This window comes from Pseudomonas sp. PDNC002, from assembly GCF_016919445.1.
Taxonomy (GTDB): Bacteria; Pseudomonadota; Gammaproteobacteria; order Pseudomonadales; family Pseudomonadaceae; genus Pseudomonas.
In genome coordinates, this window is the sequence record NZ_CP070356.1 from 2,634,327 (window position 1) to 2,660,743 (window position 26,417).

The 26,417-nt window shown below is 65.4% G+C and carries 26 protein-coding genes; 14 read left to right on the forward strand and 12 right to left on the reverse strand.

What is annotated here, in order from left to right; all coding sequences use genetic code 11:
* The first annotated feature begins 171 nt into the window (after positions 1-171).
* The 8 genes from JVX91_RS12145 (at position 172) to JVX91_RS12180 (ending at position 5,872) form a co-directional block, all read left to right on the forward strand.
* The gene (locus JVX91_RS12145; protein ID WP_240201772.1) at positions 172-1,050 is read left to right on the forward strand and encodes an ABC transporter substrate-binding protein; all 879 of its coding nucleotides are present in this window, start codon (positions 172-174) and stop codon (positions 1,048-1,050) included.
* A gap of 89 nt (positions 1,051-1,139) precedes the next feature.
* Entirely contained in the window at positions 1,140-2,234 is a 1,095-nt protein-coding gene (gene ddlA / locus JVX91_RS12150; protein ID WP_205339453.1) for a D-alanine--D-alanine ligase, read from the forward strand.
* A 101-nt stretch (positions 2,235-2,335) separates the two neighbouring features.
* Entirely contained in the window at positions 2,336-3,160 is an 825-nt protein-coding gene (locus tag JVX91_RS12155; protein WP_205339454.1) for an aldo/keto reductase, read from the forward strand.
* Between the two features lie 101 nt (positions 3,161-3,261).
* Positions 3,262-3,633 carry a nuclear transport factor 2 family protein gene (locus JVX91_RS12160; RefSeq protein ID WP_205339455.1) on the forward strand — a complete coding sequence of 124 codons (372 nt, stop codon included), beginning with the start codon at positions 3,262-3,264 and terminating at the stop codon, positions 3,631-3,633.
* 1 nt (position 3,634) lies between these two features.
* On the forward strand, positions 3,635-4,447 hold the full coding sequence (locus JVX91_RS12165; RefSeq protein WP_205339456.1) for a class I SAM-dependent methyltransferase: 813 nt from the start codon (positions 3,635-3,637) through the stop codon (positions 4,445-4,447).
* Between the two features lie 86 nt (positions 4,448-4,533).
* Positions 4,534-4,989: a DUF3237 domain-containing protein gene (locus JVX91_RS12170; RefSeq protein WP_205339457.1), complete on the forward strand. Its 456-nt coding sequence runs from the start codon at positions 4,534-4,536 to the stop codon at positions 4,987-4,989.
* Between the two features lie 69 nt (positions 4,990-5,058).
* Positions 5,059-5,487 carry a thiol-disulfide oxidoreductase DCC family protein gene (locus JVX91_RS12175; RefSeq protein ID WP_205339458.1) on the forward strand — a complete coding sequence of 143 codons (429 nt, stop codon included), beginning with the start codon at positions 5,059-5,061 and terminating at the stop codon, positions 5,485-5,487.
* Positions 5,480-5,872, forward strand: coding sequence for a DoxX-like family protein (locus tag JVX91_RS12180; RefSeq protein WP_205339459.1), 393 nt, complete (start codon positions 5,480-5,482; stop codon positions 5,870-5,872). The genes JVX91_RS12175 and JVX91_RS12180 overlap by 8 nt, the downstream gene beginning before the upstream one ends.
* Here the strand turns inward: JVX91_RS12180 and JVX91_RS12185 are convergent.
* Both JVX91_RS12185 and JVX91_RS12190 read right to left on the reverse strand, forming a co-directional pair.
* The gene (locus JVX91_RS12185; protein ID WP_205339460.1) at positions 5,869-6,612 is read right to left on the reverse strand and encodes a TorF family putative porin; all 744 of its coding nucleotides are present in this window, start codon (positions 6,610-6,612) and stop codon (positions 5,869-5,871) included. The genes JVX91_RS12180 and JVX91_RS12185 overlap by 4 nt on opposite strands.
* Before the next feature lie 149 nt (positions 6,613-6,761).
* The gene (locus JVX91_RS12190) at positions 6,762-8,519 is read right to left on the reverse strand and encodes an amidohydrolase (RefSeq protein WP_205339461.1); all 1,758 of its coding nucleotides are present in this window, start codon (positions 8,517-8,519) and stop codon (positions 6,762-6,764) included.
* A gap of 118 nt (positions 8,520-8,637) precedes the next feature.
* On the opposite strand from JVX91_RS12190, the gene JVX91_RS12195 reads away from it, so the two are divergent.
* On the forward strand, positions 8,638-9,546 hold the full coding sequence (locus JVX91_RS12195) for a LysR substrate-binding domain-containing protein (RefSeq protein WP_205339993.1): 909 nt from the start codon (positions 8,638-8,640) through the stop codon (positions 9,544-9,546).
* A gap of 4 nt (positions 9,547-9,550) precedes the next feature.
* Here JVX91_RS12195 and JVX91_RS12200 read toward each other — a convergent pair whose 3' ends face one another.
* From JVX91_RS12200 to JVX91_RS12220, 5 genes are all read right to left on the reverse strand, one after another.
* Positions 9,551-11,092 carry a sensor domain-containing diguanylate cyclase gene (locus tag JVX91_RS12200; protein ID WP_205339462.1) on the reverse strand — a complete coding sequence of 514 codons (1,542 nt, stop codon included), beginning with the start codon at positions 11,090-11,092 and terminating at the stop codon, positions 9,551-9,553.
* A gap of 67 nt (positions 11,093-11,159) precedes the next feature.
* The gene (locus tag JVX91_RS12205; RefSeq protein ID WP_205339463.1) at positions 11,160-11,768 is read right to left on the reverse strand and encodes a LysE family translocator; all 609 of its coding nucleotides are present in this window, start codon (positions 11,766-11,768) and stop codon (positions 11,160-11,162) included.
* A 52-nt stretch (positions 11,769-11,820) separates the two neighbouring features.
* Positions 11,821-12,657 (reverse strand): AraC family transcriptional regulator, encoded by an 837-nt coding sequence (locus JVX91_RS12210; protein ID WP_205339464.1) that lies wholly within the window; start codon positions 12,655-12,657, stop codon positions 11,821-11,823.
* Between the two features lie 86 nt (positions 12,658-12,743).
* Entirely contained in the window at positions 12,744-14,672 is a 1,929-nt protein-coding gene (locus JVX91_RS12215) for an LTA synthase family protein (protein ID WP_205339465.1), read from the reverse strand.
* A 286-nt stretch (positions 14,673-14,958) separates the two neighbouring features.
* Positions 14,959-16,569, reverse strand: a complete 1,611-nt coding sequence (locus JVX91_RS12220) for an FMN-binding glutamate synthase family protein (RefSeq protein ID WP_205339466.1) — start codon at positions 16,567-16,569, stop codon at positions 14,959-14,961.
* A gap of 226 nt (positions 16,570-16,795) precedes the next feature.
* Between JVX91_RS12220 and JVX91_RS12225 the strand changes: the two genes are divergently transcribed.
* The gene (locus JVX91_RS12225; protein ID WP_205339467.1) at positions 16,796-17,422 is read left to right on the forward strand and encodes a hypothetical protein; all 627 of its coding nucleotides are present in this window, start codon (positions 16,796-16,798) and stop codon (positions 17,420-17,422) included.
* 10 nt (positions 17,423-17,432) lie between these two features.
* On the opposite strand, the gene JVX91_RS12230 is transcribed toward JVX91_RS12225, so the two are convergent.
* Positions 17,433-18,812 (reverse strand): L-serine ammonia-lyase, encoded by a 1,380-nt coding sequence (locus tag JVX91_RS12230; RefSeq protein WP_205339468.1) that lies wholly within the window; start codon positions 18,810-18,812, stop codon positions 17,433-17,435.
* A gap of 188 nt (positions 18,813-19,000) precedes the next feature.
* The gene (locus JVX91_RS12235; RefSeq protein ID WP_205339469.1) at positions 19,001-19,780 is read right to left on the reverse strand and encodes a LuxR C-terminal-related transcriptional regulator; all 780 of its coding nucleotides are present in this window, start codon (positions 19,778-19,780) and stop codon (positions 19,001-19,003) included.
* A gap of 151 nt (positions 19,781-19,931) precedes the next feature.
* Between JVX91_RS12235 and JVX91_RS12240 the strand changes: the two genes are divergently transcribed.
* The 3 genes from JVX91_RS12240 (at position 19,932) to JVX91_RS12250 (ending at position 22,950) form a co-directional block, all read left to right on the forward strand.
* Positions 19,932-20,753, forward strand: a complete 822-nt coding sequence (locus tag JVX91_RS12240) for a carbon-nitrogen hydrolase family protein (protein WP_205339470.1) — start codon at positions 19,932-19,934, stop codon at positions 20,751-20,753.
* Positions 20,754-20,925: 172 nt separating this feature from the next.
* Positions 20,926-22,248: an APC family permease gene (locus JVX91_RS12245; RefSeq protein WP_205339471.1), complete on the forward strand. Its 1,323-nt coding sequence runs from the start codon at positions 20,926-20,928 to the stop codon at positions 22,246-22,248.
* A 57-nt stretch (positions 22,249-22,305) separates the two neighbouring features.
* Positions 22,306-22,950: a glutathione S-transferase family protein gene (locus tag JVX91_RS12250; RefSeq protein WP_205339472.1), complete on the forward strand. Its 645-nt coding sequence runs from the start codon at positions 22,306-22,308 to the stop codon at positions 22,948-22,950.
* 645 nt (positions 22,951-23,595) lie between these two features.
* On the opposite strand, the gene metR is transcribed toward JVX91_RS12250, so the two are convergent.
* From metR to JVX91_RS12265, 3 genes are all read right to left on the reverse strand, one after another.
* Entirely contained in the window at positions 23,596-24,516 is a 921-nt protein-coding gene (gene metR / locus JVX91_RS12255) for a transcriptional regulator MetR (protein WP_205339473.1), read from the reverse strand.
* An 87-nt stretch (positions 24,517-24,603) separates the two neighbouring features.
* A complete protein-coding gene (locus JVX91_RS12260; protein ID WP_205339474.1) occupies positions 24,604-25,047 on the reverse strand; it encodes a hypothetical protein in 444 nt (147 codons plus the stop codon).
* A 31-nt stretch (positions 25,048-25,078) separates the two neighbouring features.
* The gene (locus tag JVX91_RS12265; protein ID WP_205339475.1) at positions 25,079-25,243 is read right to left on the reverse strand and encodes a hypothetical protein; all 165 of its coding nucleotides are present in this window, start codon (positions 25,241-25,243) and stop codon (positions 25,079-25,081) included.
* Between JVX91_RS12265 and JVX91_RS12270 the strand changes: the two genes are divergently transcribed.
* The gene (locus tag JVX91_RS12270; RefSeq protein WP_240201733.1) at positions 25,242-26,255 is read left to right on the forward strand and encodes an alpha/beta hydrolase; all 1,014 of its coding nucleotides are present in this window, start codon (positions 25,242-25,244) and stop codon (positions 26,253-26,255) included. The two genes, JVX91_RS12265 and JVX91_RS12270, sit on opposite strands and share 2 nt — an antisense overlap.
* Positions 26,256-26,417: the final 162 nt, after the last annotated feature.

Sequence of the window (26,417 nt, forward strand, 5' to 3'; positions counted from 1 at the left end):
CGGCACGGACTGCCCCCTCTCCCTGAGGGAGAGGGCTGGGGTGAGGGCGAAACCCCGGCACGGCCTTCCCAAAAGTGTAGGAGCGGACTTCGTCCGCGATGTTTCTGCGCTAGCGCTGTTCGCGAGCAAGCTCGCTCCTACAGTTCAGTCCTGGCGCTTGGGGTGGCGTTGATGCTGGGCACGGCGACGGCCACCGCCCAGGACTACCGCAACTGCGCCCGGACCTGGCACCTCGATCACCCTCCGCAACGCATCCTCGCGCTCAATCAACACGCCGCCGACCTGCTGCTGGCGCTGGGCGCTGGGGAGCGGTTGGTCGGTGTGGCCTACATCGATGACGACCTCGATGTGGCCAGCGGCCGCTATCGCGGCGTGCCGCTCTTATCTCGACAGTATCCGTCGGCGGAAGCGGTCTACGCGCAGCGCCCGGACCTGGTGGTGGCCGGCTTCGCCTCGGCCTTCCGGCTGGGCAACCTGTCCCGTGAGGAACTGGCCGGCCATGGAGTGGCCAGCTACCTGCTGGATGCCGGTTGCGTCGCGCGGCAGGACGATCTGTTCGCGGGTGTCGAGCAGGACCTGAAAACGCTGGGCGACCTGCTCGGCGAACAGGGCAGGGCGCAGGCACTGATCCACCAGCAACGTGCAGAGCTGGCCGAGGCGCGCCGGCTCTTCGCCCACAACAAACCGCTGGACGTCTTCTACCTCGACAGTGCCAGCAACGGCCTGGAGAGCCAGGGAAGGCGCGGTGTGGTCACCCAGCTGCTGCATGCGGCCGGCGCGCACAACCTGTTCGAGGATGTCGACCTGGGCAGCTTCACCGCCAACGCCGAACAACTGCTGGCGCGCGACCCGGATGTGATCCTGTTGGCCGATGCGCTGTGGTCCACGGCCGAGCAGAAGATGAAAACGTTGCGTGCCGACCCGGTGCTCTCGCGATTGCGCGCCGTGCGTGAAGGACGCTTCGCGGCCTTGCCGTTCACCCACCTGTTTCCCGGTGTGCACAGCGGGCAGGCCGCGCGCGAGCTGGCGCAGGAGCTGGCTGGGTATTGAGGGGCGCTTTGTCTGTTCGCCATTCACTGTTCCTACCCAAGCACCAAGTCGCGTGTTAGAAAGCGCCCATCGATCCTTGGGAGGCTGTCATGGGCAAGTTGCGCGTTGGGGTGATTTTCGGTGGGCGTTCGGCGGAGCACGAGGTGTCGCTGCAATCGGCGAAGAACATCGTCGATGCGCTGGATCGCGAGCGCTTCGAACCGGTGCTGATCGGCATCGACAAGGAAGGCCGTTGGCACCTCAACGATGCCTCCGACTACCTGCTCAACCAGGAAAACCCGGCGCTGATTGCGCTGAATCGCTCCAACCGCGAGCTTGCCGTGGTGCCGGGCAAGGCCGAGCAGCAACTGGTCGAAACCGGCAGCCGCCAGTTGCTTGATCACGTCGACGTGATCTTCCCCATCGTCCACGGCACCCAAGGCGAGGACGGTTGCCTGCAAGGGCTGCTGCGCATGGCCGACATTCCCTTCGTCGGCTCCGACGTGCTGGGCTCGGCCATCTGCATGGACAAGGACGTGAGCAAGCGGCTTCTCCGCGACGCCGGCATCGCCATCACGCCGTTCCTCACCCTGACCCGCGCCAACGCCGCGCGCACGCCGTTTGCCGAGGCACAGCGCAAGCTCGGCCTGCCGCTGTTCATCAAGCCGGCCAACATGGGTTCCTCGGTGGGCGTGAGCAAGGTCGAGGACGAGGCCGCGTACGACGAAGCCGTGCGCCTGGCCCTGGCCTTCGACGACAAGGTGCTGGTGGAGTCCGCCGTCAGGGGCCGCGAGATCGAATGCGCGGTGCTGGGCAACGATCAGCCAATCGCCAGCGGCTGCGGCGAGATCGTCGTGGGCAGCGGTTTCTACTCCTACGACAGCAAGTACATCGACGAGGACGCCGCCAAGGTCGTGGTGCCCGCGGATATTCCGGCCGAGGCCAGCGAGCACATCCGCCAACTCGCGGTGGACGCCTTCCTCGCCCTTGAGTGCTCCGGACTGGCGCGGGTCGACGTGTTCCTCACCGACAGCGGCGAAGTGCTGATCAACGAGCTGAACTCGCTGCCCGGCTTCACCCGCATCAGCATGTACCCCAAGCTCTGGCAGGCCGCCGGGATGACCTACAGCGAACTGGTCAGCCGCCTGATCGACCTGGCCATCGAGCGCCACACCGCCCGCCGGAATCTGCAGACCAACCGCTGATCCATCCCTGGGCACTTTCTTCTGCGCTACCCTGACACTCCGCCGCCCGATCCGGGCGGCCGGCCCCGTGTCCCGTAACGAACAGTCAGAAGGAGCACGAGATGAACACAGTGGTATTCGCCGACGGCACCGCCGTCCCCGCCATCGGCCAGGGCACCTGGCGCATGGGCGAGGATCGCGCACAGCGGCAGCGTGAAGTCGCCGCCCTGCGCGAAGGCATCGAGCGCGGCCTGACGCTGATCGACACCGCCGAGATGTACGCCGAAGGCGGCTCGGAAGAGGTGGTTGGCGAGGCGCTGGCCGGGCTGCGCGACAAGGTCTTCCTGGTCAGCAAGGTCTACCCGCACAACGCCAGCCGACGCGGCATCCCCGAAGCCTGCGAGCGCAGCCTCAAGCGTCTGCGCACCGACTGCCTGGACCTCTACCTGCTGCACTGGCGCGGCCAGTACCCGCTGGACGAAACCGTCGAGGCCTTCGAGCGGCTGCGCGAGGCGGGCAAGATCAAGCGCTGGGGCGTGTCGAACTTCGACCTCGACGACATGCACGAACTCAACGAGCCGGCCTGCGCCACCAACCAGGTGCAGTACAGCCTGGAAGAGCGCGGCATCGAGTGGGACCTGCTGCCCTGGTGCCAGGAAGAACGCATGCCGCTGATGGCCTACTGCCCGGTGGGGCAGGGTGGCCAACTGCTGCGCCACCGCGTGCTGGCGGACATCGCCGGCCGCCATGACGCCACCCCGGCCCGCGTGGCCTTGGCGTGGCTGATCCACCAGCCCGGCGTGATCGCCATTCCCAAGGCCGTGGAGCCGCTGCACGTGCGCGACAACGCCGCCGCGCTGGAGCTTCGCCTGACGCCCGAGGACCTCGAAGCCCTCGACGCCGCCTTCCCGCCGCCCAGCCGCAAGCGGCATCTCGCGGTGGTCTGAATCCACACCCTTCACTGCCCCCGGTCGTCGCTCCCCACGGCGCGGCCAGGGGGCGGTGCTAGCCTTCCCCAATGGCCAAGGCGGCCGGGAGGGCAACAGCGATGAGCAACTACACGGCGGACAGCGCCGCGATCAACCGGGTACTCACGGACTATGTCGAGGGCATGACCTTCGGCGACGAGGCCAAGCTGCGCCAGGCCTTCCATCCATCCTGCAAGATCATCGGCAATTACCACGGCGCGCTGGAGTGGGCATCGCTGGACGAGTTCATCGGCGCCATCAAGGCCGAGTCGCCTCCGTCCGAAGGCGCGCCACCGGCGTGGGAGCTGAAGACGCTGGACGTCACCGGCGACAGCGCGGTGGCCAAGGTCACCGACGAGTTCATGGGCATGCACTTCACCGACTACCTGTCGCTGCTGCGGATCGGCAACGGCTGGCAGATCGTCAACAAGCTCTACTACCTGCACGAGTGACGTGGAACGCATCGGCCTGCGCGGGACGCCGGAAACCCTGCTGATTACCCTCTATGCCAAGGCGAAGGAAAGCGAGCTACCCGACAGCCTGCTGCGCGACCGTTTCTCGCGGCAGGCCGTGGAGCAGATCGACTACGACTTCGCCCGCCTGCACATCGGCCGCGCGGAGCAGGTGGGCATTGCGTTGCGGGCCAAGCTGTTCGACGACTGGGTGCGCGACTTCCTCGTCGCCAATCCCGCGTGCGTCGTCCTGCAATTGGGCTGCGGGCTGGACAGCCGGGTGTTTCGTATCGATCCGCCGGCCAGCGTGGAGTGGTTCGAGGTGGACTATCCCGAGGTCATCGCCTTGCGCGAGCGCCTGTACCCGCCACGGGAGCACTGCCACATGCTGGCGACTGCACTGACCGCGCCGGACTGGTGGCGGTCGCTTCCGGTGGGGCTGCCGGTGCTGGTCATCGCCGAGGGTGTGCTGCCCTATATCGAGGGCAACGACGTGTTCTGGCTGTTGCGCGCGCTGGTGGGGCATTTCGGCCATGGCGAGCTGGTGTTCGACGGTTACACGCCCCTGGGGATTCGCCTTTTGCAGCGTAATCCGATGATCCGCAAGACCGGCGCCGTCCTGCACTGGGGCATCGACGAGCCGAGCGATCTGGAGGCACAGGTGCCGGGCTTGCGCTTCACGGAGGCGATCGCCGCCTACGATTGGCAGCAGATCGACCGGTTGTCGCTGGGCATGCGCCTGCTCTACCGGATCACCCTGGCGGTCCCCGCGCTGCGTCGCATGGGCCGGCTCCTGCGTTATCGCTTCGGCTGAAAAACGCCGTTTCGACTGCGCGTGGCCGCGCCGACCGCTGGCTGCTTTACTGATTTTTCCACGACGATGTTGCGCAGGACCCACCGATGAAGCTCGAGCCGCTGATGGAGATGAGTGTGAAGGCCAGCGTGCCGCTGGAGATCGGCCGCGTGCCCCAGGGCCAACGGCTGATTTCGGCAGCCGGTGGGGGGACCTTCAAGGGGCAGCGCCTGAGCGGCGAAGTGCTGCCCGGCGGCGGCGACTGGATACTGGTGGACAGCGACGGTGGCTGGCACCTGGAGGTGCGCCTGGTACTGCGCACCGACGACGGCGCGCGTATCCTGATGCAGCACAATGGCCTGCTGGTGGCCAACCCGAAGACCATTCATGCGGTCTCGCGGGGGGACAGCACCGAGTTCGGCGATACCTATTTCATGATCCAGCCGCGCTTCGAAGTGGGCGATGACCGCTACCGCTGGCTCAACCACCAACTGGCGGTGGGCGAGGGCCGGCTGGGGCCGGGCTGGGTCGAATACCGTTTGTACTCACTCGCCAATGGATGAGCGATGAAGAGCGAGAGTTGTCACACAGGGCGGGCACGGTTGGCGCATCAGGGATCCGCGGACGACCCCATGGCTCTGCCCCCCAACATGCAGCGTGACGACAAGGTGGTGCTGTTCGACGGCACCTGCCGTCTGTGCAACGGCTGGAGCCGCTTCCTCCTGCTGCACGACCGCGAGCACCGGATAAAGCTGTGCAGCGTGCAGTCCGACGAGGGCCAGGCGATCCTCGATTGGTTCGGCCTGCCCACCGAGTATTTCGACACCATGCTCTATGTCGATGGCCGTGAAGGTTTCGAGCGCAGCGACGCCTTCCTGCGGGTGATCGGCCAGTTGCCGGCGCCCTGGAACTGGCTGCGCGTGCTCTGGCTGATTCCCCGGCCGTTGCGTGACTGGTGCTATGACCGTATCGCCCTCAACCGCTATCGCCTGTTCGGCCGCGAAGACCAGTGCCTGGTGCCCTCGCCGCAGTACCGCGGGCGTTTCCTCGGCAATGACTAGCGCGGCCATCGCGCGCCTGGCGCTGGGCGTGGTGTTCCTCTACCACGGCCTGGTGCCCAAGCTGCTGTTCCTCAGTCCTGACGAAGTCCGGATGATCGAGGCCCACGGCTGGCCGCTGTCCACCCAGCGCATCGCCGAGGTGGCCGGCGCCACCGAGATCGTCCTGGCGCTGGCCATCCTGCTGCTGCGCCGCAGCCGCTGGCCACTATGGCTGGCGGCGGCTGCACTGGTGGGCCTGCTGGTGGATGTGGCGCTGTTCGCCCCGGAATTGCTGCTGGGCGCCTTCAATCCGGTCTCCACCAATATCGCCGCCCTGGCGTTGTGCGCCATCGCCCTGCTGGGCGAGCGGGACGCGCACCGGTCGCGCCCCGCACGGTTGCGTTAGAACGACCGGGAAACGCTGGCCACCACCGTGGCCGTGCAGGCGTCGCCGAAGCCGAACTGGGTCCGGCATTCGTTCTGCGACAGGTCGGTGTCGATGTAGCTCACCGCCCAGTCGAAGCCCACCCATTCATGGCTCAGCTTGGCTTCCCACTCATGGTAGGTATCGCGGGTTTCGCCGCTGCCGGACAGGTAGAGCGGGTCCTTGGCGTCGTTGCGGCCGTAGCGTACGCGCAGCTTGAATTCGGCCGGCAGCTCGGCGTTGTAGGCCAGGTAGGTGTAGAGGTTGGCCTGGTCCTCGCCGAAATAGGTGGGGTAGTCGTTGCCGTAATAGGCGGCCACTTCGAAGCCGTAGGCGTGGAGGATGGCGTAGGTGTCGCTCTGGTTGAACTGGCTTTCCTTGGGGTAGGCGTACTTGATGTAGCCCAGGTCCAGGGCGATATCGTCGTTGGCCTGCCAGTACCAGCCGCCGTAGTAGTCCACTTCCTGGCGGGTCTTGAAGTCGGCGCCGAAGTCGACGTTGGAGCTCCACACGCCCAGGTAGGCGCCGGAGGCGTGCTGCAGGGTGGCGCCGACCTGGACGGCCGGGTCGCCCTGGGTCTGCGAGATGCCACGGGTGCGGTAGTCGCTGACCAGGGCGGTGTCGATCTGCAGGTTGAAGTCGTGGCCCAGCTCGACGGCCAGGGCGGAGGTGAGCGGCGCGCAGGCGAGCAGCGCGCCGGCCAGCCAATGGGGGCGATTCATGCGGGGAGTCCCTTTGTTGTGATTGTCTGTGGGCAGATGAAAAATCCCGCGCAGCGCCGACCCTCCCGGTCAACTCGGGAAGCTGCGGCAAGAGTAGGGCTGGCGGGCAGGGCGCCGGAGCTGTTCAGGCCCCGGCGCAGGAGCCCGGCTCAGAGAGCCGGTTGGTCTTCGGCGCGGTAGATTTCGCGCCCTTCGAACAGGGTGTGGAGCACGCGGGCCTCGTCCAGTTGCTGGTCGGGCACGGTGAACACGTCGCGGTCGAGCACCACCATGTCGGCCTGCTTGCCGGGGGCCAGGGTGCCGATCTTGTCGCCCAGGCCGATGGTCTGCGCGGCGTTGCGGGTGTAGGCATAGAACATGGTCTGGCGGTCCACGCGCTCGGCGGCGTTGAGTACGCCTTCCTCGCCCTGGCGGGTGACGGCCTGGTAGATGGCTTTCAGCGGATCAGGCGTGGACACCGGCCAGTCGCTGGCGCCGGCGATGGTGGCGCCGTTGTCCAGCAGGGATTTCGCCGGGTACATGTAGCGGTACGCCTCGTCGGCGATGTAGGGCTTCACCAGCTCCACCGTGTAGACCTCGGCGGTGGCCCAATCCAGTTGCATCGAGGCGATCACCCCAAGCTCCTTGAAGCGTGGGAAGTCCTTGGGATTGACCAGTTGCAGGTGGGTGATCGAGTGGGTCACACCGCTTTGCCGATCCTTGCGTGCCTGCGCGATACCGTTGAGCGATTCGCGCACCGCACGGTCGCCGATGGCGTGGATGTGGACCAGCCAGCCGCGCGCATCGGCGGCGCTGACCAGCTCGCCGAAGTGCTTCGGATCGATCAATAGTTCGCCCGGCTTGTGGCTGTTCTTGTAGTCCTCCAGCAGCGCGGCGGACTGCGCCGGGAACTCGATCACGCCGTCGGCGAACACCTTGATGCCGGGCAGCGTCAGGTTCGGAATGCCCTGGAACTGCTGGCGGACCTTCTCGATGACGTCAAGATCGGCCGGGCTGCTCTTGGGATTGACCACCTGCAGCGCGGCGACGTGGGCGGTGAGCTGGCCATCGCGAGCCAGGTCGCGGTACACCGGCAGCACGCCGACGGTCTTCTCGGTGGGCTTGATGGCGAACAGCGCCTCACCCGGGCTGCCGTTGGCCGCCGGGTCCATCCAGGCGGTGATGCCGAGGCTGTTGTTGTACTTCACTGCGGCGACGCCGGCGCGGTCCATGGTGGCGGTATCGGGTACCGGCATCGCGGCGGCGACCAGATCGAAGCCGGAGTCGACCAGGAAGCCGGTGGGGTTGAACGACTTGTCGTGGGCGACGTTCTGCTGTTCCAGCGGGCTCAGGCTGCGCACGCGCTTGGCATCGAGTCCGGCGCGCTTGAGCATCGCGGCATTGGCCCAGGCGGTGTGGTGGTCGCTGCCGATCAGCACCACGGGCGTGTCTTTCCACTCGCCCTGGTTGAAGCGCTTGGCCAGGCCGTCGGCCTGGGACCAGTAGCTGGAGTTCATGCCGTTCATGACCACGGTGTCGTGCACCTTGGCCTTGCCGCTGTCGCGGTCCTGCTTCAGGCGCTTCTCGAAGGCGTCGAGGTCCATCTGCTCGTCCAGCAGGCTGGCGGAGATCAGCTCCAGGCCGCCGAAGATCGAGTGCGAGTGGCTGTCGATGAAGCCGGGCATCAGTACCTTGCCGCCCAGGTCGACCTGCTTGCTGCCGGTGCCGGCGAGCTTGCGGATGTCCTCGTTGGAACCCACCTGCAGCACCTTGCCGTCGGCGACCGCGACCGCCTGCTGCATAGGCTGGCCGGGTTCGGCGGTGAAGACCTTGGCGTTGTACAGAATCAGGTCTGCGTTCTGTGCCTGTGCTTCAAAAGTACCGAGTGCGATAGCGAGTGCCAGCGCCCCTTTGAGCATGCCGTGCATGACTTCCCCTTGCTTTTCGTTGGATTATTGTTGGTCTGTAGCGGAGGCTAACGGTGCGACGGAGTGCGCGGAAGTCGCCAACGGGCATAACACTTGTGAAGGATTGGCACGAATGACGATGGACAGATTCAGCAGCCTGGCGATGTTCGTCGCCAGCGCCGAGACCGGCAGTTTCAGCCGTGCCGCCGAGCAACTGGGCAAGACGCCCTCGGCGGTGACCAAGGCAGTCGGCCAGCTGGAGATCGAAGTCGGCGCGCGCCTGTTCGAGCGCACCACCCGCAGCATGTCGCTCACCGAGGCCGGCCAGCTCTATCTGGACGGTGCCCGCGAAGTGCTGGCGCGGATGCGCGAGACCACCGAGGAAATCGCCCAGCTACAGCACAGCCTGCGCGGCGTACTGCGTATCACCGGGCCGCTGATCGTCGGCCCGGTGTTCCTCGACCAGGCCTGCGCCGAGTTTCTCGACCTGCACCCGGACGTGCGCCTGCAGGTGGACCTCTCCGACAGCTACGTCGACCTGCTCGACGGCCGCTACGACCTCGCCCTGCGCATGGGCAACAGCGACCTGCCGGGACTGATCGCCCAGCCGTTGGCCGAAAGCCGCCTGGCCATGTGCGCCAGCCCGGCGTACCTTGCGCGGCGCGGAGCGCCCCGGCATCCGAGTGAGATCGTCGACCACGATTGCCTGGTCTACCGCCATCCGGCGCTGGATGATCGCTGGTGGTTCGACGTGGAAGGGGAGCGCTTTTCCACTCCGCGCAACGGTCGCCTGAACAGCGACAACCAGGCGGTGCTGTTGACCGCCTGCCTCGCCGGGCACGGCCTGCTGCCATGCCCGCACTGGAGTGTGCTGGAACACCTGCGCAGCGGTCGGCTGGTGACGGTGCTGGATGACTATTTCTTCGAGCCGGACACCTTCGGCGCGCAGATCCTGGCCGTGTACCCAAGCAACCGCCGGGCGACGCGCAAGATCCACGCGTTCATCGAGCACCTGCGCGAGTATCTGCGGCGCGACGGCATCCTCTGAGCGCTCAGAGCTGGGCGCTTTCCAGCCGGTTGCGACCGTTGGCCTTGGCCTGGTAAAGCGCCCGGTCGGCGCCCTCGAGCAATTGCGCCAGGTCGCAGGCCTGCTCCACCGAGACCAGCCCGATGCTGACGCTGACCCGCAACTCACCGCCCTCGACGTCCAGGCGAAGGCTCTGCAGGTTTTCCCGCAGCCGATCGAGGAAGTGCCGGGCCGCATCGGCGTCGGTACTGGGCAGCAGGAAGACGAACTCCTCTCCACCGAAACGGGCGAACAGGTCGGTGCTGCGAGCCAGCCGCCGGCACAGTTCGCTGAACTGGCAAAGCGCTCGGTCACCGGCGGCGTGGCCGTACTGGTCGTTGATCCGCTTGAAGTGATCGAGGTCGAGTATCGCCAGGCTCAACGGCGAGCCATAGCGTGCGCTGCGGGCCAGCTCGTGCTCGGCCTGGGCCTGGAAGGCCCGGCGGTTGAGCGCGCTGGTCAGGGGATCGAGCGTGGCCAGCTGGCGCAGCTGGTTTTCCAGGGCCTTGTGGTGGCTGACGTCACGGATTTCCGCGACCCGCTGTTGACCGCCGGCCAGGCGCTCGACGCTCAGCTCTGCGGCGAAGGTGCTGCCGTCGTCACGCATGGCCAATATGTCGTGGGGCTTACCGTCTGCAGCGGCGAGAAGCTCGTGCAGGTCTTCCTGAACTTCGCCGACGAAGAGTTCACTGAAGTCCTGGCCGATCAGCCGCTCGCGGGGCCAGAGCAGCATGCGTTCGAGCATCGGGTTGGCGTCCACCACCTTGCCGTCGCGCAGCACCAGCATGCCGGCATGGGCGACCTGCATCAGCCGCTCGAAACGCTCGGCGCTGGCGGCGGCATCGCGGGCGTGGCGTTGGCTGTCGGCGAGGATCCGGCGCATGGTCATCAGGGCCATGCCGACCAGGGCGATCACCCACAACGGAACGCCGAAGTTGTAAGGCAGCAGGTAGCTGAAGGAGCGGGTGACGTCGACGTGCTCGATGCCGTGCAAGCCATCGTGCAGGCCGATGCCGGAACGCGCCAGGGTGACCAGGGCGTACGCACCCAGGGCGGCGGCCACGAAGCGGCGCACGCCGCGCAATTCGATCTCGCCTTGAGTGCGCAGCAGAATCAGGCAGGCCTGGATCGGCAACAGGCCGCCGATGCCGGCATAGATGGCGATCAGGTACTCGGAATTGATCGGTGCGACCCACCAGTGCCAGGACAACGCCACGGTCATCGCGGCTGCGCTGGCGGGGACTGTCCACCAGGGTGGCGGCAGACCGAGGAAGCGGTACACGCCCAGCAGCAGGAGCGCTTCACCAGCCAGCTGTGTGGCGTTGCCAAGGATGTTCAGCAGCTTGTTGCCGCTGGCCATGAAGCCCATGAACAACAGAATGCCGACGATCAGAGTCCAGGCGCCGCTCATCCACAGGCCGGGGCCTCGGTAGGGGCGGGCGAAGTACCAGAGGCCGGTGCAGGCGATGGCGCTGGCGAGCATCAGGTTGAGGCCGAGCAGCATCGGTGAGAAGTACAGGGATTCCACGGCCCCAACCTCCTTGTGTGGTTGCCGCGGATTTTGCCAGCGCTGCCGGCCCTTTGTCAGTGACCGTTCAGAGCAGCGCCCCGGCCCAGGCCGACACCAGCAGCAGGACCGCCATCAGCTGGTTGAGCCGCTGCATCTGCGTCGGTGAAAGCAGGCGCTGGCTGCCGATGCCCAGTCCGGCCCAGACCGCCATGCAGGGAAGCGACACGAGGAAGAACAGCAGCGACAGCAGTTGCACGCGGTCCAGTCGGTCGACGCCATGGCCGGCGTACACGCTGATCACCGCCAGCGCCATCATCCAGGTCTTCGGGTTGACCAACTGCAGTGCGGCGGCGCCGACCAGGCCCAGGCGCGCGGCATTGCCGTCCCGCGCGAGGTCTGCTGGCGGGCTGCGGAAGATCTGCCAGGCCAGCCAGCTCAGCCAGAGCACGCCGGCCACGCTCATGCCCTGCTGCACGCGCGGCAAGCTGGCGAGGGCTTCGCCCAGACCGCTGCCCACCGCCAGCACCAGCGCCGCTGCGGCGCCACATCCACCGAGCATGATCGGCAACGCGGCGCTCCAGCCGAAGCGCGCGCTGTTGCTGAAAATCAGCAGATTGGTCGGGCCGGGGGTGATCGAGGCGACGAAAGCGAAGAGCAGGAAGGGCAGCCACTGGCTGAGCTGGGCGAGGTGCATGGCGGGAACTCCGGTGAATCCGTGGGAGTTCATCTTCGCCAGCGCGGCGGGCTCAGTCTGGAAGCTTTGAGCAGCGATTGCGGTAGTAGGCGGGCGTCACACCATAGGCGCGGCGGAACCAGCGGCCCAGATGGCTCTGGTCAGCGAAGCCGAGGTCGGCGGCGATGTCCGCTGGCGCCAGGCCGCGTCCGAGCAGCTGGCGCGCACGGGCCAGGCGCAGCTGGATCAGATAGGCATGGGGCGGCAGGCCGAAGGCCTGCTTGAAGGCGCGGGTCAGCCGGAAGCGGTCGCAGCCGCTGGCGCGTGCCACGTCGTCGAGGCCGATGTCGGCGGTCAGGTTGGCGTGCAGGTAATCCCGCGCGCGCTGCGCTACCAGCGGCAGGTGTGTCTGCGTGGTGGCGCGCTGGCGCCAATGCAGGTGTCGGGTCATGCCGTCGAGGAGGTCGTCGATGGCGGTCTGGCGAACGATCTTCAGGTCGTTGCCGTGCACCGCCTGGAAGGCATTGTCGACGCGTCGCGCCAATCGCGGATCGTCGATCAGCAGCTCGGGTACGGCCAATTGGCAGTTGCCCGGCGCCTCTTCGAACAGCGTGGCGATTTCCCGCTCCAGCCAGGGCGCGTCGAGGTACAGGGTGCGATAGGTGAACCCGCCTTCGGTGGGCGCGTCGCCGTCATGGATGTCGCCGGGCTCGAGGAAGAACACCTTGCCGGTGGTGCTGATGTAGCGCTGGTTGCGGCTGCGGAACTGCTGGACGCCGGATTCGGTGTAGCCGATCAGGTAGCTGTCGTGCCAGTGCGGGTCGTAGGCGTGGCCCTTGAAGTGCGCGCGCAGGCTCTGGATGCCGGTGTCGGCATCCTGCAGCAGGTCGATCCAGTTGTCTTTGTGCATGGGCCGCCTCCGCATCGCTCGCCCGGTCGGCCAGCATAACGCGCAGGCGGGCGATGTCTGGAAGATTCGTGCAGCCGTTGGGCCGGTTACTGCGCGGGCTGCGGCTTCCAGTCCAGCAGATGATGGCTGAAGCCGTAGCTGGCCGTCTGGTAGTAGCTGATGGCGCGGTCCACCAGGGGATCATCCGTCTTCGCGGGGACTTCCACGCTTTCCCCCAGTGCCTGGTTGTGCCGGCGCAAGCCTTGGCGCGGGCTCAGGATCGCCAGGTCCTTGCCGTCGAACAGGCCCAGGTGCTGGTAGTTGCCGATCACCACGCGCGGCGGCAGGTGACTATCCGTCATCAGGTCGCGGCCAAAGAAGGTCGACTGGTAGCTCAGGTTCAGCATCGACAACAGGGTGGGCGCCAGGTCGAGCTGGCTCGCTAGTTCGGGGCGCTCGCCTACTGGCAGCAGTTTGGGGGCGTAGATGAACAGGGGAATCTGGTAGTTCTCGACCGGCAGGTCCTCCTTGCCGGCGCTGCCAGCCGTATGGTCGGCCACGAACACGAAGATCGTGTTGTCGAACCACGGCTTGCTCTTCACGTTGGCGAGGAACTGACCGATCGCGTAGTCGGTGTACTTCACCGCGCCATCGCGGCCATTGCCCGAGGGAATGTCGATGCGCCCCGCCGGATAGGTGTAAGGGCGGTGGTTCGAGGTGGTCATCAGTTGCAGGAGGAAGGGCTGCTGCCTGGCGTGGTCCTCGTCGGCCACCTTGATCGCCTGCGCGTAGAGGTCCTCGTCGGCCATGCCCCAGGCGTTCTTGAAGTGGATGTCGGCCTCTTTCACGCTCGACTGGTCGACGATGCGGTAGCCGTTGCCACCGAAGAAGGCGTTCATGTTGTCGAAATAGCCGCGGCCGCCGTACAGGAACACCGTGTCATACCCAACGGCCTTGAGCTGTTGTCCGAGGCTGGCGAAACCGCTCTCGCGGCCGACGCGCTTGACGATCGAGCGGCCGGGAGTCGGCGGTATCGACAGGGTGATGGCCTCCAGGCCGCGGTCGGTGCGGGTGCCGGTGGCATAGAAGTTGTTGAAGTAGAGGCTGTTGCGGCGCAGCTCATCGAGATTGGGGGTGAGGTCTCGCTCATCGCCATTGCTGCCCAGGTACTTGGCGCTGAGGCTCTCGATGGTGACCAGGACGATGTTGTACTTCTTCGGCGCTCCGTCGTGGCTGATGGTGCGGCGGATATCCATCGGTGCGGAGCCCGCATAGCGTGCGTTGGGCTCAGCCAGTTCGGCGCGGATCAGCGTGGTGGCCTGCTGCGCCGGAAGGGGCGTGTAGAACTGCGCGTAGTCCAGCTCGTTGTTCCGGAACGCGGAGAAGAACTGGTACGGACCGTTGCTCTCCAGTTCACGCAGGTAGGCGTTGCCGCCCTGGGTGCGCGGATGCTCCTGATCGACCAGGAACAGCGCCACCACCGCCATGCCCAGCAGGCCGGCACAACCCGCGAGACGTTGGCGCAGTGGTGGAACTTGCGCATTGGTGATGGCGCGCAATGCCTTGAGCAGCGCCAGGGTAACGGCCAGGGAAGCCGCCGCCAGGATGCTCAAGAGCATTCCGATGGGATAGGACTCGAGAATGTTGTTCAGGACCTCGTCGGAATAGACCAGGTAGTCGACGGCGATGAAGTTGAAGCGCACGCCGAACTCGTCCCAGAACAGCCATTCGGCCACCGCCGTGAACAACATCACGTAGAGGCTGGCGAAGACCACGGCGGTGAGAATCCAGCGCCAGGCGGCAGTGCGCCAGATCCGGGCGGGCAGCAGCATCAGGAGCAATCCGAGCGGCAGCAGGGCGTAGGCGAGGAAGCTCAGGTCGTACAGGAAGCCGATGGCGAAGACCGCCAGGTGGCCCGCCCCCAACTCGGACAGGTGAGCGATCAGGAGGACCGCGCGAGTCAGGAGGAATACGGAGAGCCACAGGAAGGCGATCAGCGCCAGAAAGCGGGTCGGAGCCGAGCGGAAGAGTTGCATGGGGACGCCCTTGTAGATTCGCGCCGGCCGGGGGGCGGCAGCGCTGAAAGTGCCGTCGCCGGCTTGGGGGCGAGAAGCTACAAGGTGGAAGGCAAAGAATTTGTCAAAACTGTGCGAAGGGAATGTTTCAAATTGTGTATGAATTGATAACGCAGATTATCTGAATCTGGAGTGTTCACGGAGCATGCCGCCTTGGCCACATCCAGTTCGCGCTCCTCTTCTACGCCGGCGCCAATGCCGGCGGCTTCAGCGTCGTGTGCTGAAGCCGCTATCGGCATGCGCTGGCTTAGGCGTCGGCGGCGTCGAAGCTGTCACTGCGCGCCATGCGCCAGATGCGCTCGTAGAACTCGCCCTCGATGTTGCCCGAGGTCAGCTCGCCCGGCTTGAGGAAGTAGTGCAGGTGCGAGAACAGGCGGATCTCGGTGGCGGACACACGGCGCACCAGGTGCTTGGCTTCCAGCTGCGACGGATGCTGGATGCCCGCGGCGGCGATCATCTCGGCCAGGCCTTTGAGCGTATTGCGGTGGAAGCTGTAGACGCGTTCGGCCTTGTCCGGCACGACCAGGGCACGCTGGCGCAGCGGGTCCTGGGTGGCAACGCCGGTGGGGCATTTGTTCGTGTGGCAGCTCTGCGACTGAATGCAGCCGATGGCGAACATGAAGCCCCGCGCCGAGTTGGCCCAGTCGGCGCCCATGGCTAGCACGCTGGCGATATCGAAGGCGCTGACGATCTTGCCGCTGGCGCCGATGCGGATCTTGTCGCGCAGGTTCAGGCCGACCAGGGTGTTGTGCACGAACAGCAGGCCCTCGCGCATCGGCAGGCCCATGTGGTCGGTGAACTCCAGGGGCGCGGCGCCGGTGCCGCCTTCCTTGCCGTCGACGACGATGAAGTCGGGGAGGATGCCGGTCTCGTGCATGGCCTTGGCGATGCCCATGAACTCCCACGGATGGCCGATGCACAGCTTGAAGCCCACAGGCTTGCCACCGGAGAGCTGGCGCAGCTGAACGATGAAGTCGAGCAACCCCTTGGGCGTGCTGAAGGCGCTGTGGGAAGAGGGCGAAATGCAGTCCTTGCCCATGGGCACGCCACGGGTCGCGGCAATTTCCTCGGTGACCTTGTGCTTGGGCAGGATGCCGCCGTGGCCGGGCTTGGCGCCCTGGCTCAGCTTGATCTCGATCATCTTCACCTGCGGGTCGACCGCCTGCTTGGCGAAGCGCTCGGGGCTGAAGGTGCCGTCGTCGTTGCGGCAGCCGAAGTAGCCGCTGCCCAGCTCCCAGGTCAGGTCGCCGCCGTATTCGCGGTGGTACGGGCTGATGCTGCCCTCGCCGGTGTCATGGATGAAGCCGCCGAGCTTGGCGCCCTTGTTCAGCGCGCGGATGGCGTTGGCGCTCAGCGAGCCGAAGCTCATCGCCGAGATATTGAACACCGAGATGGAGTAGGGCTGCTGGCAGTCCGGGCCGCCGACACTGACGCGGAAGGTGCAGGGATCGGCCACCGGCGCCGGGCGGATGGAGTGGGCGATGAACTCGAAGCCGGACTGGTAGACGTCGATCAGGGTGCCGAAGGGCTTGTCGGCGGTCTCGTTCTTCGCCCGCGAGTACACCAGCGCGCGCTGGGCGCGGGAGAAGGGCAGGGCCTCCTGGTCGCCTTCGAGCAGGTACTGGCGGATCTCCGGGCGGATGGCTTCCACCAGGTAGCGGATGTTGCCGAGGATCGGGTAGTTGCGCCGCACGGCGTGGCGTTCCTGCAGCAGGTCGAACACCCCGATCACGCTCAGGACGAGGGTCAGCAGGGTGAAGGGCCAGATCCAGTCATGTCCCAGGAAGGGCAGGCTGAGCAGGGTGAACAGGACGCACGCGGCGAAGAAGGCATAACGGCTGAGCAGCGACAGGTTCATGGAATCTCCAGTCGTCGGGCTTTTATCACGGTGGGGTTGGCCGAAAGGGCCGCCACAGAGCATGGCAGGCATCGCGCGAACGTGCCTGGGCAAAGGTCAATGCGGCGGACTTTCGGACGTTTTCTAGTTCTGGCGGGCATCGACGGTAGCCCGAAGCGGGTAAAAAAGAAAGCTAGCTAACGATTTTCTCCGGGGCTGAGAAAGCTTGTTTCGGGCGGTGCAAGAAATGGCCGCACAGCTTGTGCAATTGTCTTCTTCGATCATTCGGTGCTGGGGGGCTTCCCTCTCCCTAACCCTCTCCCTGAAGGGAGAGGGGACTGGATTGGTACCGGCTGAAACCGTAATTTCAGCCGGCACGGAAGGCTCCCTCTCACTTCAGGGAGATGGGACTGGATTGGTGCCGGCTGAAACCGTAATTTCAGCCGGCGCGGAACGCTCTCTCTCCCTTCAGGGAGAGGGGACTGGATTGGTGCCGGCTGAAACCGTAATTTCAGCCGGCGCGGAAGGCTCTCTCTCCCTTCAGGGAGAGGGGACTGGATTGGTGCCGGTTGAAACCGTAATTTCAGCCGGCGCGGAAGGCTCCCTCTCCCTTCAGGGAGAGGAGACTGGATTGGTACCGGCTGAAACCGTAATTTCAGCCGGCACGGAAGGCTCTCTCTCCCTTCAGGGAGAGGGGACTGGATTGGTACCGGATGAAACCGTGATCTCAGCTGGCACGGAAGGCTCTCTCTCCCTTCAGGGAGAGGGGACTGGAGTGGTGCCGGCTGAAACCGTGATCTCAGCCGGCACGGAAGGCGCCCTCTCCCTTCAGGGAGAGGGCGGGGGAGAAGGTTTCGGGCAGAAACGCACCTGACTGGCATTGATCAACAGGCAATCACATTCACCGCCAGCCCGCCCTTCGAGGTCTCCTTGTACTTGTCCATCATGTCGCGCCCTGTTTCGCGCAGGGTGTCGATGGCCTTGTCCAGGCTGACCAGGTGCTGGCCGTCGCCGCGCAAGGCGAGTTGGGCGGCGTTGATGGCCTTGAGCGAGGCCATGGCGTTGCGCTCGATGCAGGGCACCTGTACCAGCCCGGCGACCGGGTCGCAGGTCAGGCCGAGGTTGTGCTCCAGGCCGATCTCCGCGGCGTTCTCCACCTGTTCCAGGCTACCGCCCAGGACTTCCGCCAGCCCGGCGGCCGCCATGGCGCAGGCCGAGCCGACCTCGCCCTGGCAGCCGACCTCGGCGCCGGAAATCGACGCATTGAGCTTGCAGAGCATGCCGATGGCGGCGGCGGTCAACAGGTAGCGCTCGATGCTGTCGGCCTTGGCGTTGTCGTCATAGCGCGCGTAGTAATGCAGCACCGCCGGAACGATGCCGGCGGCGCCGTTGGTGGGCGCGGTCACGACACGTCCGCCGGCGGCGTTTTCTTCATTGACGGCCAGCGCCCAGAGGTCCACCCAGTCCATCGCACCGAGCGTGGTGGCGATCAGGTTGCCACTGTCCGCCTCGTTCAACCGGCGGAACAGCATGGGCGCGCGGCGGCGCACCTTCAGCCCGCCGGGCAGCGTGCCTTCGGTTTCCAGGCCGCGGTTCACGCAGGCCTGCATTTCCTCCCAGATATGCGCGAGCCCGGCGTGGATCTCTGCCTCGCTGCGCACCGCCAGTTCGTTGGCCCACATCAGGTCGCTGATGCGCCTGAATCCGTGCTCGTGGCAAAGGCGCAGCAGTTCCTCGGCGCTGCGGAAGGGATAAGGCATGGGGCTGTCGGGCAGGGCGCGGTCGGTGTTGAAGTCAGCCTGGTCTACCACGAAGCCGCCGCCGACCGAGTAGCAGACGCGCTCGGCCAGCAACTCGCCCTGTTCATCCAGCGCGCGCAGGTGCAGGCCGTTGGGGTGGGCGGGCAGGCTGTCGTCGTGGAAGACCAGTTGGCGCGCCGGGTCGAAGTCGATTTCCTCCACGCCGCCCAGGCGCAGGCGATGGCGCAGCAGGATGTCGTCCACCTGCGGGGCGAGGGCGGCGGGATCGGCTTCGGCCGGGTCGATGCCGAGCAGGCCGATCAGGCAGGCGCGGTCGGTGGCGTGGCCCTTGCCGGTGGCGCTGAGGGAGCCGTAGAGATGCACCTCTACGGCCGTGGTTCGGGCCAGCAGGCCGTCGTCACGCAGGCGATCGACGAACTCGCGGGTGGCGCACATCGGTCCGACGGTGTGGGAGCTGGACGGCCCGACACCGGGCTTGAACATGTCGAAGACGCTGAGGGTCATGGGGTTTCCTCCTGTCTTCCAGCATGGACCCGTGTGGGCTTGAATGCTCACCGACCGCTCGACGGCCAAGCGCTTTTTGTAGGTGAGAGGGGGACGCCTGGTTCTTGCTCGCGAACCGGTTCACCGCGGAGCCGGCCAGGAAACTCTGTTCGCGAGCAAGCTCGTTCCTACAGGGGGCGCTCCTGGCCTCAGCCCTGCGCCTGCAGGAACAATGAGAACAGCTCCGACTGCGACTTGATCCCCAGCTTGGCGTACATGTGCTTGCGATGGACTTTCACCGTTTCAGCGGAGATCGCCAGCTTGCGGGCGATTTCCTTGCTGGAGCAGCCGCTGAGCATTAGCCGGCCGACTTCCAGCTCGCGCGCGGTGAGCGGCGTTTCCATCTGCTGCGCGGTGGACTCCAGGCGGGTCTGCCAGCGCGGCGGCGGGGGCGCTTCCTGCACCTCGCGCTCGAAGGCCATGCGCTGGCGCATCAGGCCGGCGATCCAGGGTTGCACCAGGGCGAGCAGGGCGATCTGCTCCGGGGTGAAGCGGCCCTTGCTGCCCACCGAGCAGCAGAGGGTGCGCTCTGCGTCGAGCTGCACGTTGATCTGCACTTCATCGGCGACGACGTTCAGGCTGAAGTAACGCTGGAAGTAGTCGGTCTGTTCGAACATCTCCGGCGCCACGTCGTCCAGGCGGAACAGTCCGCTGCCGGGTGCCTCGCGGCTGGCGATGTAGAACGGGTCGAGCAGGTAGAGGCCCTTGAGGTAGTCCTGGAACAGTGAGTCGGGGCCGCCGTCCTCGCCCGGGCATTCGGCGAAAACCTGTGGCCGACCATTGCTGAAGAGCAGCACGACCCAGCTGTCGAAGGGCACATACTGGCCCAGCAGACGCACCAGCAAGGTCCAGAAATTCGGCTTGTCCAGTGCCTCGATCAGCTGCCCGACCGAGCGGTGCCAGGCGATATCCTGAAGGGAAAGGCTCATGACTCTACCCCCGATGGGTTACCACGCGGGCGTAATTACCCGGTGATGGCACGCCCGGCATACTCGGTGGATGCCTTGAGCCGGCGCGGTGCGCATTTTGACCCTTTTGCAGCGCCCGGTCACCGCAAAGACAAGAATCCGAGGAAGCCCCATGAAAGTAGAACTCGTCCAACTCGCCGGCCGTGATGGCGATGTGGCCTGGAACCTGGCCCGCACCCTGGAGGCCATCCACGCCTGCGCCGACGACACCCAACTGGTGGTGTTCCCCGAGACCCAGCTGACCGGCTTCCCCACTGCAGCGAACATCGCGGCAATTGCCGAGCCGATCGAGGGCCCCAGCGTACAGGCCGTGCAGCGTGCCGCGCGGGAGAAGAACATCTCCGTCGCCGTGGGCTTCGCCGAAGCCGCTGAGGATGGCCGCTTCTACAACACCACGCTGCTTATCACCCCCGAAGGCATCGCCATGAAGTACCGCAAGACGCATCTGTGGGCGTCGGACCGCGGCATCTTCACCCCCGGCGACCGCTACGCCACCTGCCTGTGGAGCGGCATCCGCGTCGGTATCGTGATCTGCTTCGACATCGAGTTCCCCGAATCCGCCCGCGCCCTGGGCCAACTGGGCGCCGAGCTGATCATCGTGACCAACGGCAACATGGACCCGTACGGCCCGACCCACCGCACCGCGATCATGGGCCGCGCCATGGAAAACCAGGCCTACGCCGTGATGGTCAACCGCGTCGGCGAAGGTGACGACGGCCTGGTGTTCGCCGGCGGCAGTGCCGTGGTCGATCCCTACGGCCAACTCATCGTCGAGGCTGGCCGCGAAGAGTGCCGGCAGATCGTCGAGCTGGACTTCGAGCGCCTGGCGCAATCGCGCCGCGACTACAGCTACCTGGGCGAGCGCCGTTTCGTGCTGCCCGGCGAGATGCGTGAGCACGCAGACGGCTTGCGCGAGCTGATCATTCCCGCCTGAGTTTCCCATCCGGCTCGCCTGTTTCTGTAGGCAGGCGGACCGGGGCGCAGGGCCGCGCCGACACAGCGATTCTCCAAGACCAGACGGGTGCCCGAGTGCCCGCAGGCCTCCGGGTGAGTGGAGGCCGGCAACCTTGTACTGCCATAACAAACACAACGCGGAGTAAGCAGTAATGGCTCGACTCAAACGAACCCTGTCATTGGGTTCGGTGGTGCTGTTCGGCATCGCCTACATGACCCCGATCATCGTCCTCGGCACCTTCGGCATCCTCGCCGACGTCACGCGCGGCGTAGTCCCTTCGGCCTATCTGGTCGCCTCTGTCGCCATGCTCTTCACCGCGCTCAGCTACGGGCGCATGGCAGCCGCCTTCCCGGTGGCGGGTTCGGCCTATACCTACGTGCGCAAGTCGATCAGTCCGAAACTGGGCTTCCTCGCTGGCTGGGCAGTGCTGCTGGACTACCTGTTCCTGCCCATGGCCATCTGGCTGATCGGCGCGGCCTACCTGCATTCCGCCTTCCCGGCCGTGCCCCAGGCCCTGTGGGTATTGGCCTTCATCGGCGTAACCACCGCGATCAACGTGGTCGGCCTGCGCCTGGCGAAGAACATCAACGGCGTGCTGATGCTCGTGCAGTTCCTCGTCCTGCTGGCCTTCGTTGCGCTGGCCATCCACTACGTGATGGGCGACGTCAGCCGTCCGCTGTGGACCCTGGAGCCTTTCCTCAAGGAAGGCACCCAGCTGCCGCTGATCATGGGTGGCGCGGCCATCGCCTGTTATTCATTCCTGGGCTTTGACGCGGTCAGCACCCTGACCGAAGAAACCCACGAACCGCGCAAGACCATTCCGCGCGCCATCCTGCTGATCACCCTGATCGGCGGCGGCATCTTCATCGCCGCCAGCTATTTCGTACAGCTGGCGCACCCGTCGGTGGAGTTCCAGAACGCCGATTCCGCCGCCTACGAAATTGCCCGCAACATCGGTGGCGACCTGTTCGTCAGCTTCTTCCTGATCGGCCTGATCGTCGGCCAGTTCACCTCCGGCCTGTCGGCTCAGGCCAGCGCCTCGCGCCTGTTGTTCGCCATGGGCCGCGATGGCGTGCTGCCGCGCCCGTTCTTCGGTCGCATCAGCCAGCGCTTCGAAACCCCGGTGAACAGCATCGTGCTGTGTGGCGTGGTGGCCCTGCTGGCGCTGCACATGGACGTCACCACCTCCACCTCGTTCATCAACTTCGGCGCCTTCCTGGCCTTCAGCCTGGTGAACCTGTCGGTGATCTTCCACTACTACCTGAACGCCGAGCGCCGCGGCCTGCGCGAGCTGGTGCTGTTCCTGCTGTTCCCGCTGATCGGCCTGCTCGCCGACCTTTGGCTGATGGTCAGCCTCGACCACCTGGCGATCTGGCTCGGCGCCACCTGGCTGGTGCTCGGCGTGATCTACCTCGCGGTGATCACCGGCGGCTTCCGCCAGCAACCGCCGGAGATGCATTTCGAGGAGGCGTGAGTCCCGTGCGGGGCTATGCTGGGGACTCCGAGCCGTGATGAACGAGGAGATCCCGCCATGCCCCGCCTCACCCTCTACCATGCGCCCCAGACACGCTCCAGCGGCACCCTGGTGCTGCTGGAAGAACTGGGCGCCGAGTATGACCTCGAACTGATCAACATGAAGGCCGGCGAGCAGCGCAAGCCGGCCTATTTGACCGTCAACCCGCTGGGCAAGGTCCCGGCGATCCGCATTGGCGATTCCCTGGTCACCGAGCAGGGCGCCATCTTCATCTACCTCGCCGACCTCTTTCCCCGCGCGGGCCTTGCCCCCGCCCTCGACGATCCGCTGCGTGGCCCCTACCTGCGCTGGCTGGTGTTCTACGGCTCAAGTTTCGAGCCGGCCATCGTCGACCGCGCCCTCAAGCGTGACGCGGCGCCATTGGCCATGAGCCCCTACGGCGACTACGACAGCGTGATGCGCGCCATCGCCGAACAACTGGAAACCGGACCCTACCTGCTGGGCAATCGCATGACCGCCGCCGACGTTTTGTGGGGCGCGGCCCTGCGCTGGACCATCGGCTTCGGCGTGGTGCCCAAGCTGCCGGTCTTCGAGCGTTACGTGGAACTGGTGACGTCGCGCCCGGCGTTCGCTCGTGTCTGGGAGCGCGACATCAAATGGGCCGAGGATCACGCCAAGGCGGCGGAAGCCAAGGCACCCTGATTCGCTGGGCAGGAGGGCGGCGCGGCCATAGGTCAGTGCGGCGCGGTTTGTGAGGTCATGCAGGGGAATGAGGAAACGTTCTCATGTTAAGTGGGAAGATTCCTATTTGGTTGTGGGTTTATTTCCATGATTAACGACCTGATCAATCATGCTTCCAACGCCGCGCACCCCATCGCGTGACGTTGGCAAGTTCAAAAAACGATTAGAAAGCCAGAACCTTCGTCGTGTCCCTGGCCCACTCCCCGGAGTGGGCCATTTTTCATTGGCGCTCGCTCGCAGTGATGAAGGTCCGCCGCTCGGGCGGCAAATGGATTTCGCGTTGGTTACGGATATGTCCAGCGACGATGGCGCATGAATGAGCCGGATATTGAAGATGTATATCCAGTCTCAAATATGCGTTGATTTTTCCTACATCGACGAGCGCACTTTGAAGTTGCTGACGGCTGTCGGATCATTCGCTTCGCTCCCTGTTCCTACAGGGGCATTAATGATTGATCGACTAGTCAATTGTTAACTCCTTGGGCCTGCCAGCAATGGCAGGCCTTTTTTATTTCCGAGAGTGCTGGACGCCCGTTCTTGAGCCGTTGGCCGCTGATTTGCCTTACACGCTTTTCGTCAGCCATGTCTGCTATCGAGTATTTGCTGTCAGCTCTTGGCGGCACTCACGCCTTCGAGGGTCGCGAACGAGGTGTCCTTTGCCGTCAGCAGGAAGTCGCGCATGAAGGGCGCATCCAGCATGTCGGCGCGTATGGCGGCGAACAGTGTGCAGTACAGACCTTTCTCCCCCAGGCGCTTGGCGGTTACGTAGCCGCGCGAGCTGTACTCGTGCAGCGCCCAGTTGGGGAGGCTGCAGACGCCGCGCCCGGACGCCACCAGCTGCATCATCATCACCGTCAGTTCCGAGGTGCGTACCTGCGCGGGCTCGACATCGGCCGGTTCGAGGAAGCGGGTGAAGATGTCCAGGCGGTCGCGTTCGATCGGGTAGGTGATCAGGGTCTGGCTGGCCAGGTCCTCCGGCACGATGCAGGACTTGCCGGCCAGCGCGTGGTGATTGTCCACCGCCAGCAGCGCTTCGTAGGTGAACAGCGGCACGTAGGTGATGCCGGCAATGTCCACCGGGTCGGAGGTCACCACCAGGTCCAGGTCGCCGCGAGCCAGCGCCGGTAATGGCGCGAAGGAGAAGCCCGAGGCGAGGTCCAGCTCGACTTCCGGCCAGGCATCGCGGAACTGATCGATGGTCGGCATCAGCCACTGGAAGCAGCTATGGCATTCGATGGCCATGTGCAGGCGGCCGGCGGTGCCACCGGCCAGGCGCGCCAGGTCGCGTTCGGCGCCGCGCAGTTGCGGCAGCACGGCATCGGCCAGTTGCAGCAGGCGCAGGCCGGCGCTGGTGAAGCGCACGGGCTTGGTCTTGCGGATGAACAGCGACAGGCCCAGGCGCTCTTCCAGTTCCTTGAACTGATGGGAGAGGGCGGACTGGGTAAGGTGCAGGCGTTCGGCGGCTTCCACCAGGCTATCGGCTTCGCGCAGGGCATGCAGGGTTTTCAGGTGGCGAAGTTCAAGCATGGCGCGGCCTCGATATCAGTATGAGGAAAACTTTATGAAATGCTGGATCAGTTGAGATTGCCTCATGATAAACCGGCCCTCTAGCCTTCACCAGTTCAGATAGAACATCCCCTTCGCTAGTAGGACGATCAATAGTGCGTGTACGAAGACGCTGTAATGGATGAGGCGTGAGCGTTCACCCGTCATGCGTCCTGTGCGGAATGAGTACATGGCGAAGCCGAAATGTCCGAGGACACTGCAGGCCAAAACAATTTTCAGACTGAGCAATGTGGCGAAGGGCGAGGCCAGCGGGTGGGTCAGCAGGGGCGCATAGCGCAGGTGCAGCATGCCCAGGCCACTGCCGAAGAGAGTCAGGATCACCCAGGGCATCACGCGGCGCAGGCGCTGCCCCAGCGCCGCTTCGACCGCCTTCATCGCCCGCGGCGGCACGCGGGTGTGAATCCTCTCCAGGAAGAGCACTTCGAAGAATACGGTGCCAACGAACAGGATCGCCGCCAGCAGGTGCAGCACGAGAACGAGGGGGAAGGCCATGGAGAAGCGTCCGGGCGGAAGGTTCCTATCTTCACCAGCGATCCGTTCCGTCGCCTTTGATCCGTGTCAGCAGAAGACCCTGCGATGACCGCTCGGCGTCTTTCATCAAACTGTCACGGACCTGTGGCAGAGCGCTCGACGGAAATTCATCAGAATTGCGCTCAACTGGGGTTTTGCGTTCCGGATTTTCACTCATGCGTGCCTTCCTGCTGGCGGTCGCCCTTTTTTGCGGCCTGCCCTTGCTTTCCATTACCGCCAATCAGTCGTTCGCTGCGGATCGATGCGACCCGCGCGTGCCGACCGAGATGGTCGACCTGGGTGACGTGCGCCTGGCCTATCAGAGCATCGGCCGGTCACAGGACCCGACACTGCTGCTGATCATGGGGTTGGGCGGCCAGCTTATCCATTGGCCGGACGAAGTGGTCGAAGCGCTCTGCCAGCAAGGCTTCCGGGTTATCCGCTATGACAACCGCGATGTCGGACTGTCCTCGTGGAGAGTTCCTACTCCCAGCGGAAATCTGACCTACGAAGTGATTCGCTATCGCCTCGGTTTGCCCGTTAGTGCGCCCTACAGCCTGACCGACATGGCCGAGGACTCCTTGCATCTGCTGGATGCGCTGCATGTCGAGCGTGCCCACGTGCTCGGCGCGAGCATGGGCGGAATGATCGCCCAGCACGTGGCGGACCTTGCGCCGCAGCGCGTGATCAGCCTGACGCTGGTGATGACCAGCTCAGGAGCCGAGGGCCTGCCGGCTCCCAGCGAGTCGCTGCTGCGCCTGCTGGCACGGCGCGAAGCCGCCAGCCGCGAGCAGGCCATCGAGCAGCAGGCGGACCTGCTGGCCGCCCTTGGCAGTCCGGAGGTGCGCGACGACCGGCAGCAGTTGCTGCAGCAGGCCGCGCGTTCCTACGACCGTGCCTTCAATCCGGAGGGGGTACAGCGGCAGATACTGGCGATTCTCGCCGAGCCGAGCCGGGTGGAGCTGCTCAATCGCCTGAATGTGCCGACGCTGGTGGTGCACGGGACGGCGGACCCGCTGTTGCCGGTCATGCATGGCGTGCACGTGGCGGCCCATATCCGGGGTTCGGTACTGAAGCTGATTCCGGGGATGGCTCACCGTTTCCAGGAGAACTTCAAGGAGCCGCTGCTAGGGGCGGTGCTGCCTTACCTGCGTGAGCATCAAGGCGGCGGGCACGTCGCTCAGCTCTAGAGCTTGCGCAGGAGTGGACGCCGTCCGTGATGTGCAGCCGACCAGCTCGGAGTGGCCGGCGATCGATCGCGGACGGAGTCCGCTCCTACGAGATACCTCTGTGTCTAGGGTGGCTCTCACCCTCTCCCGAGGGAGAGGGGACCGTCCAGTGCAGGATGAAAC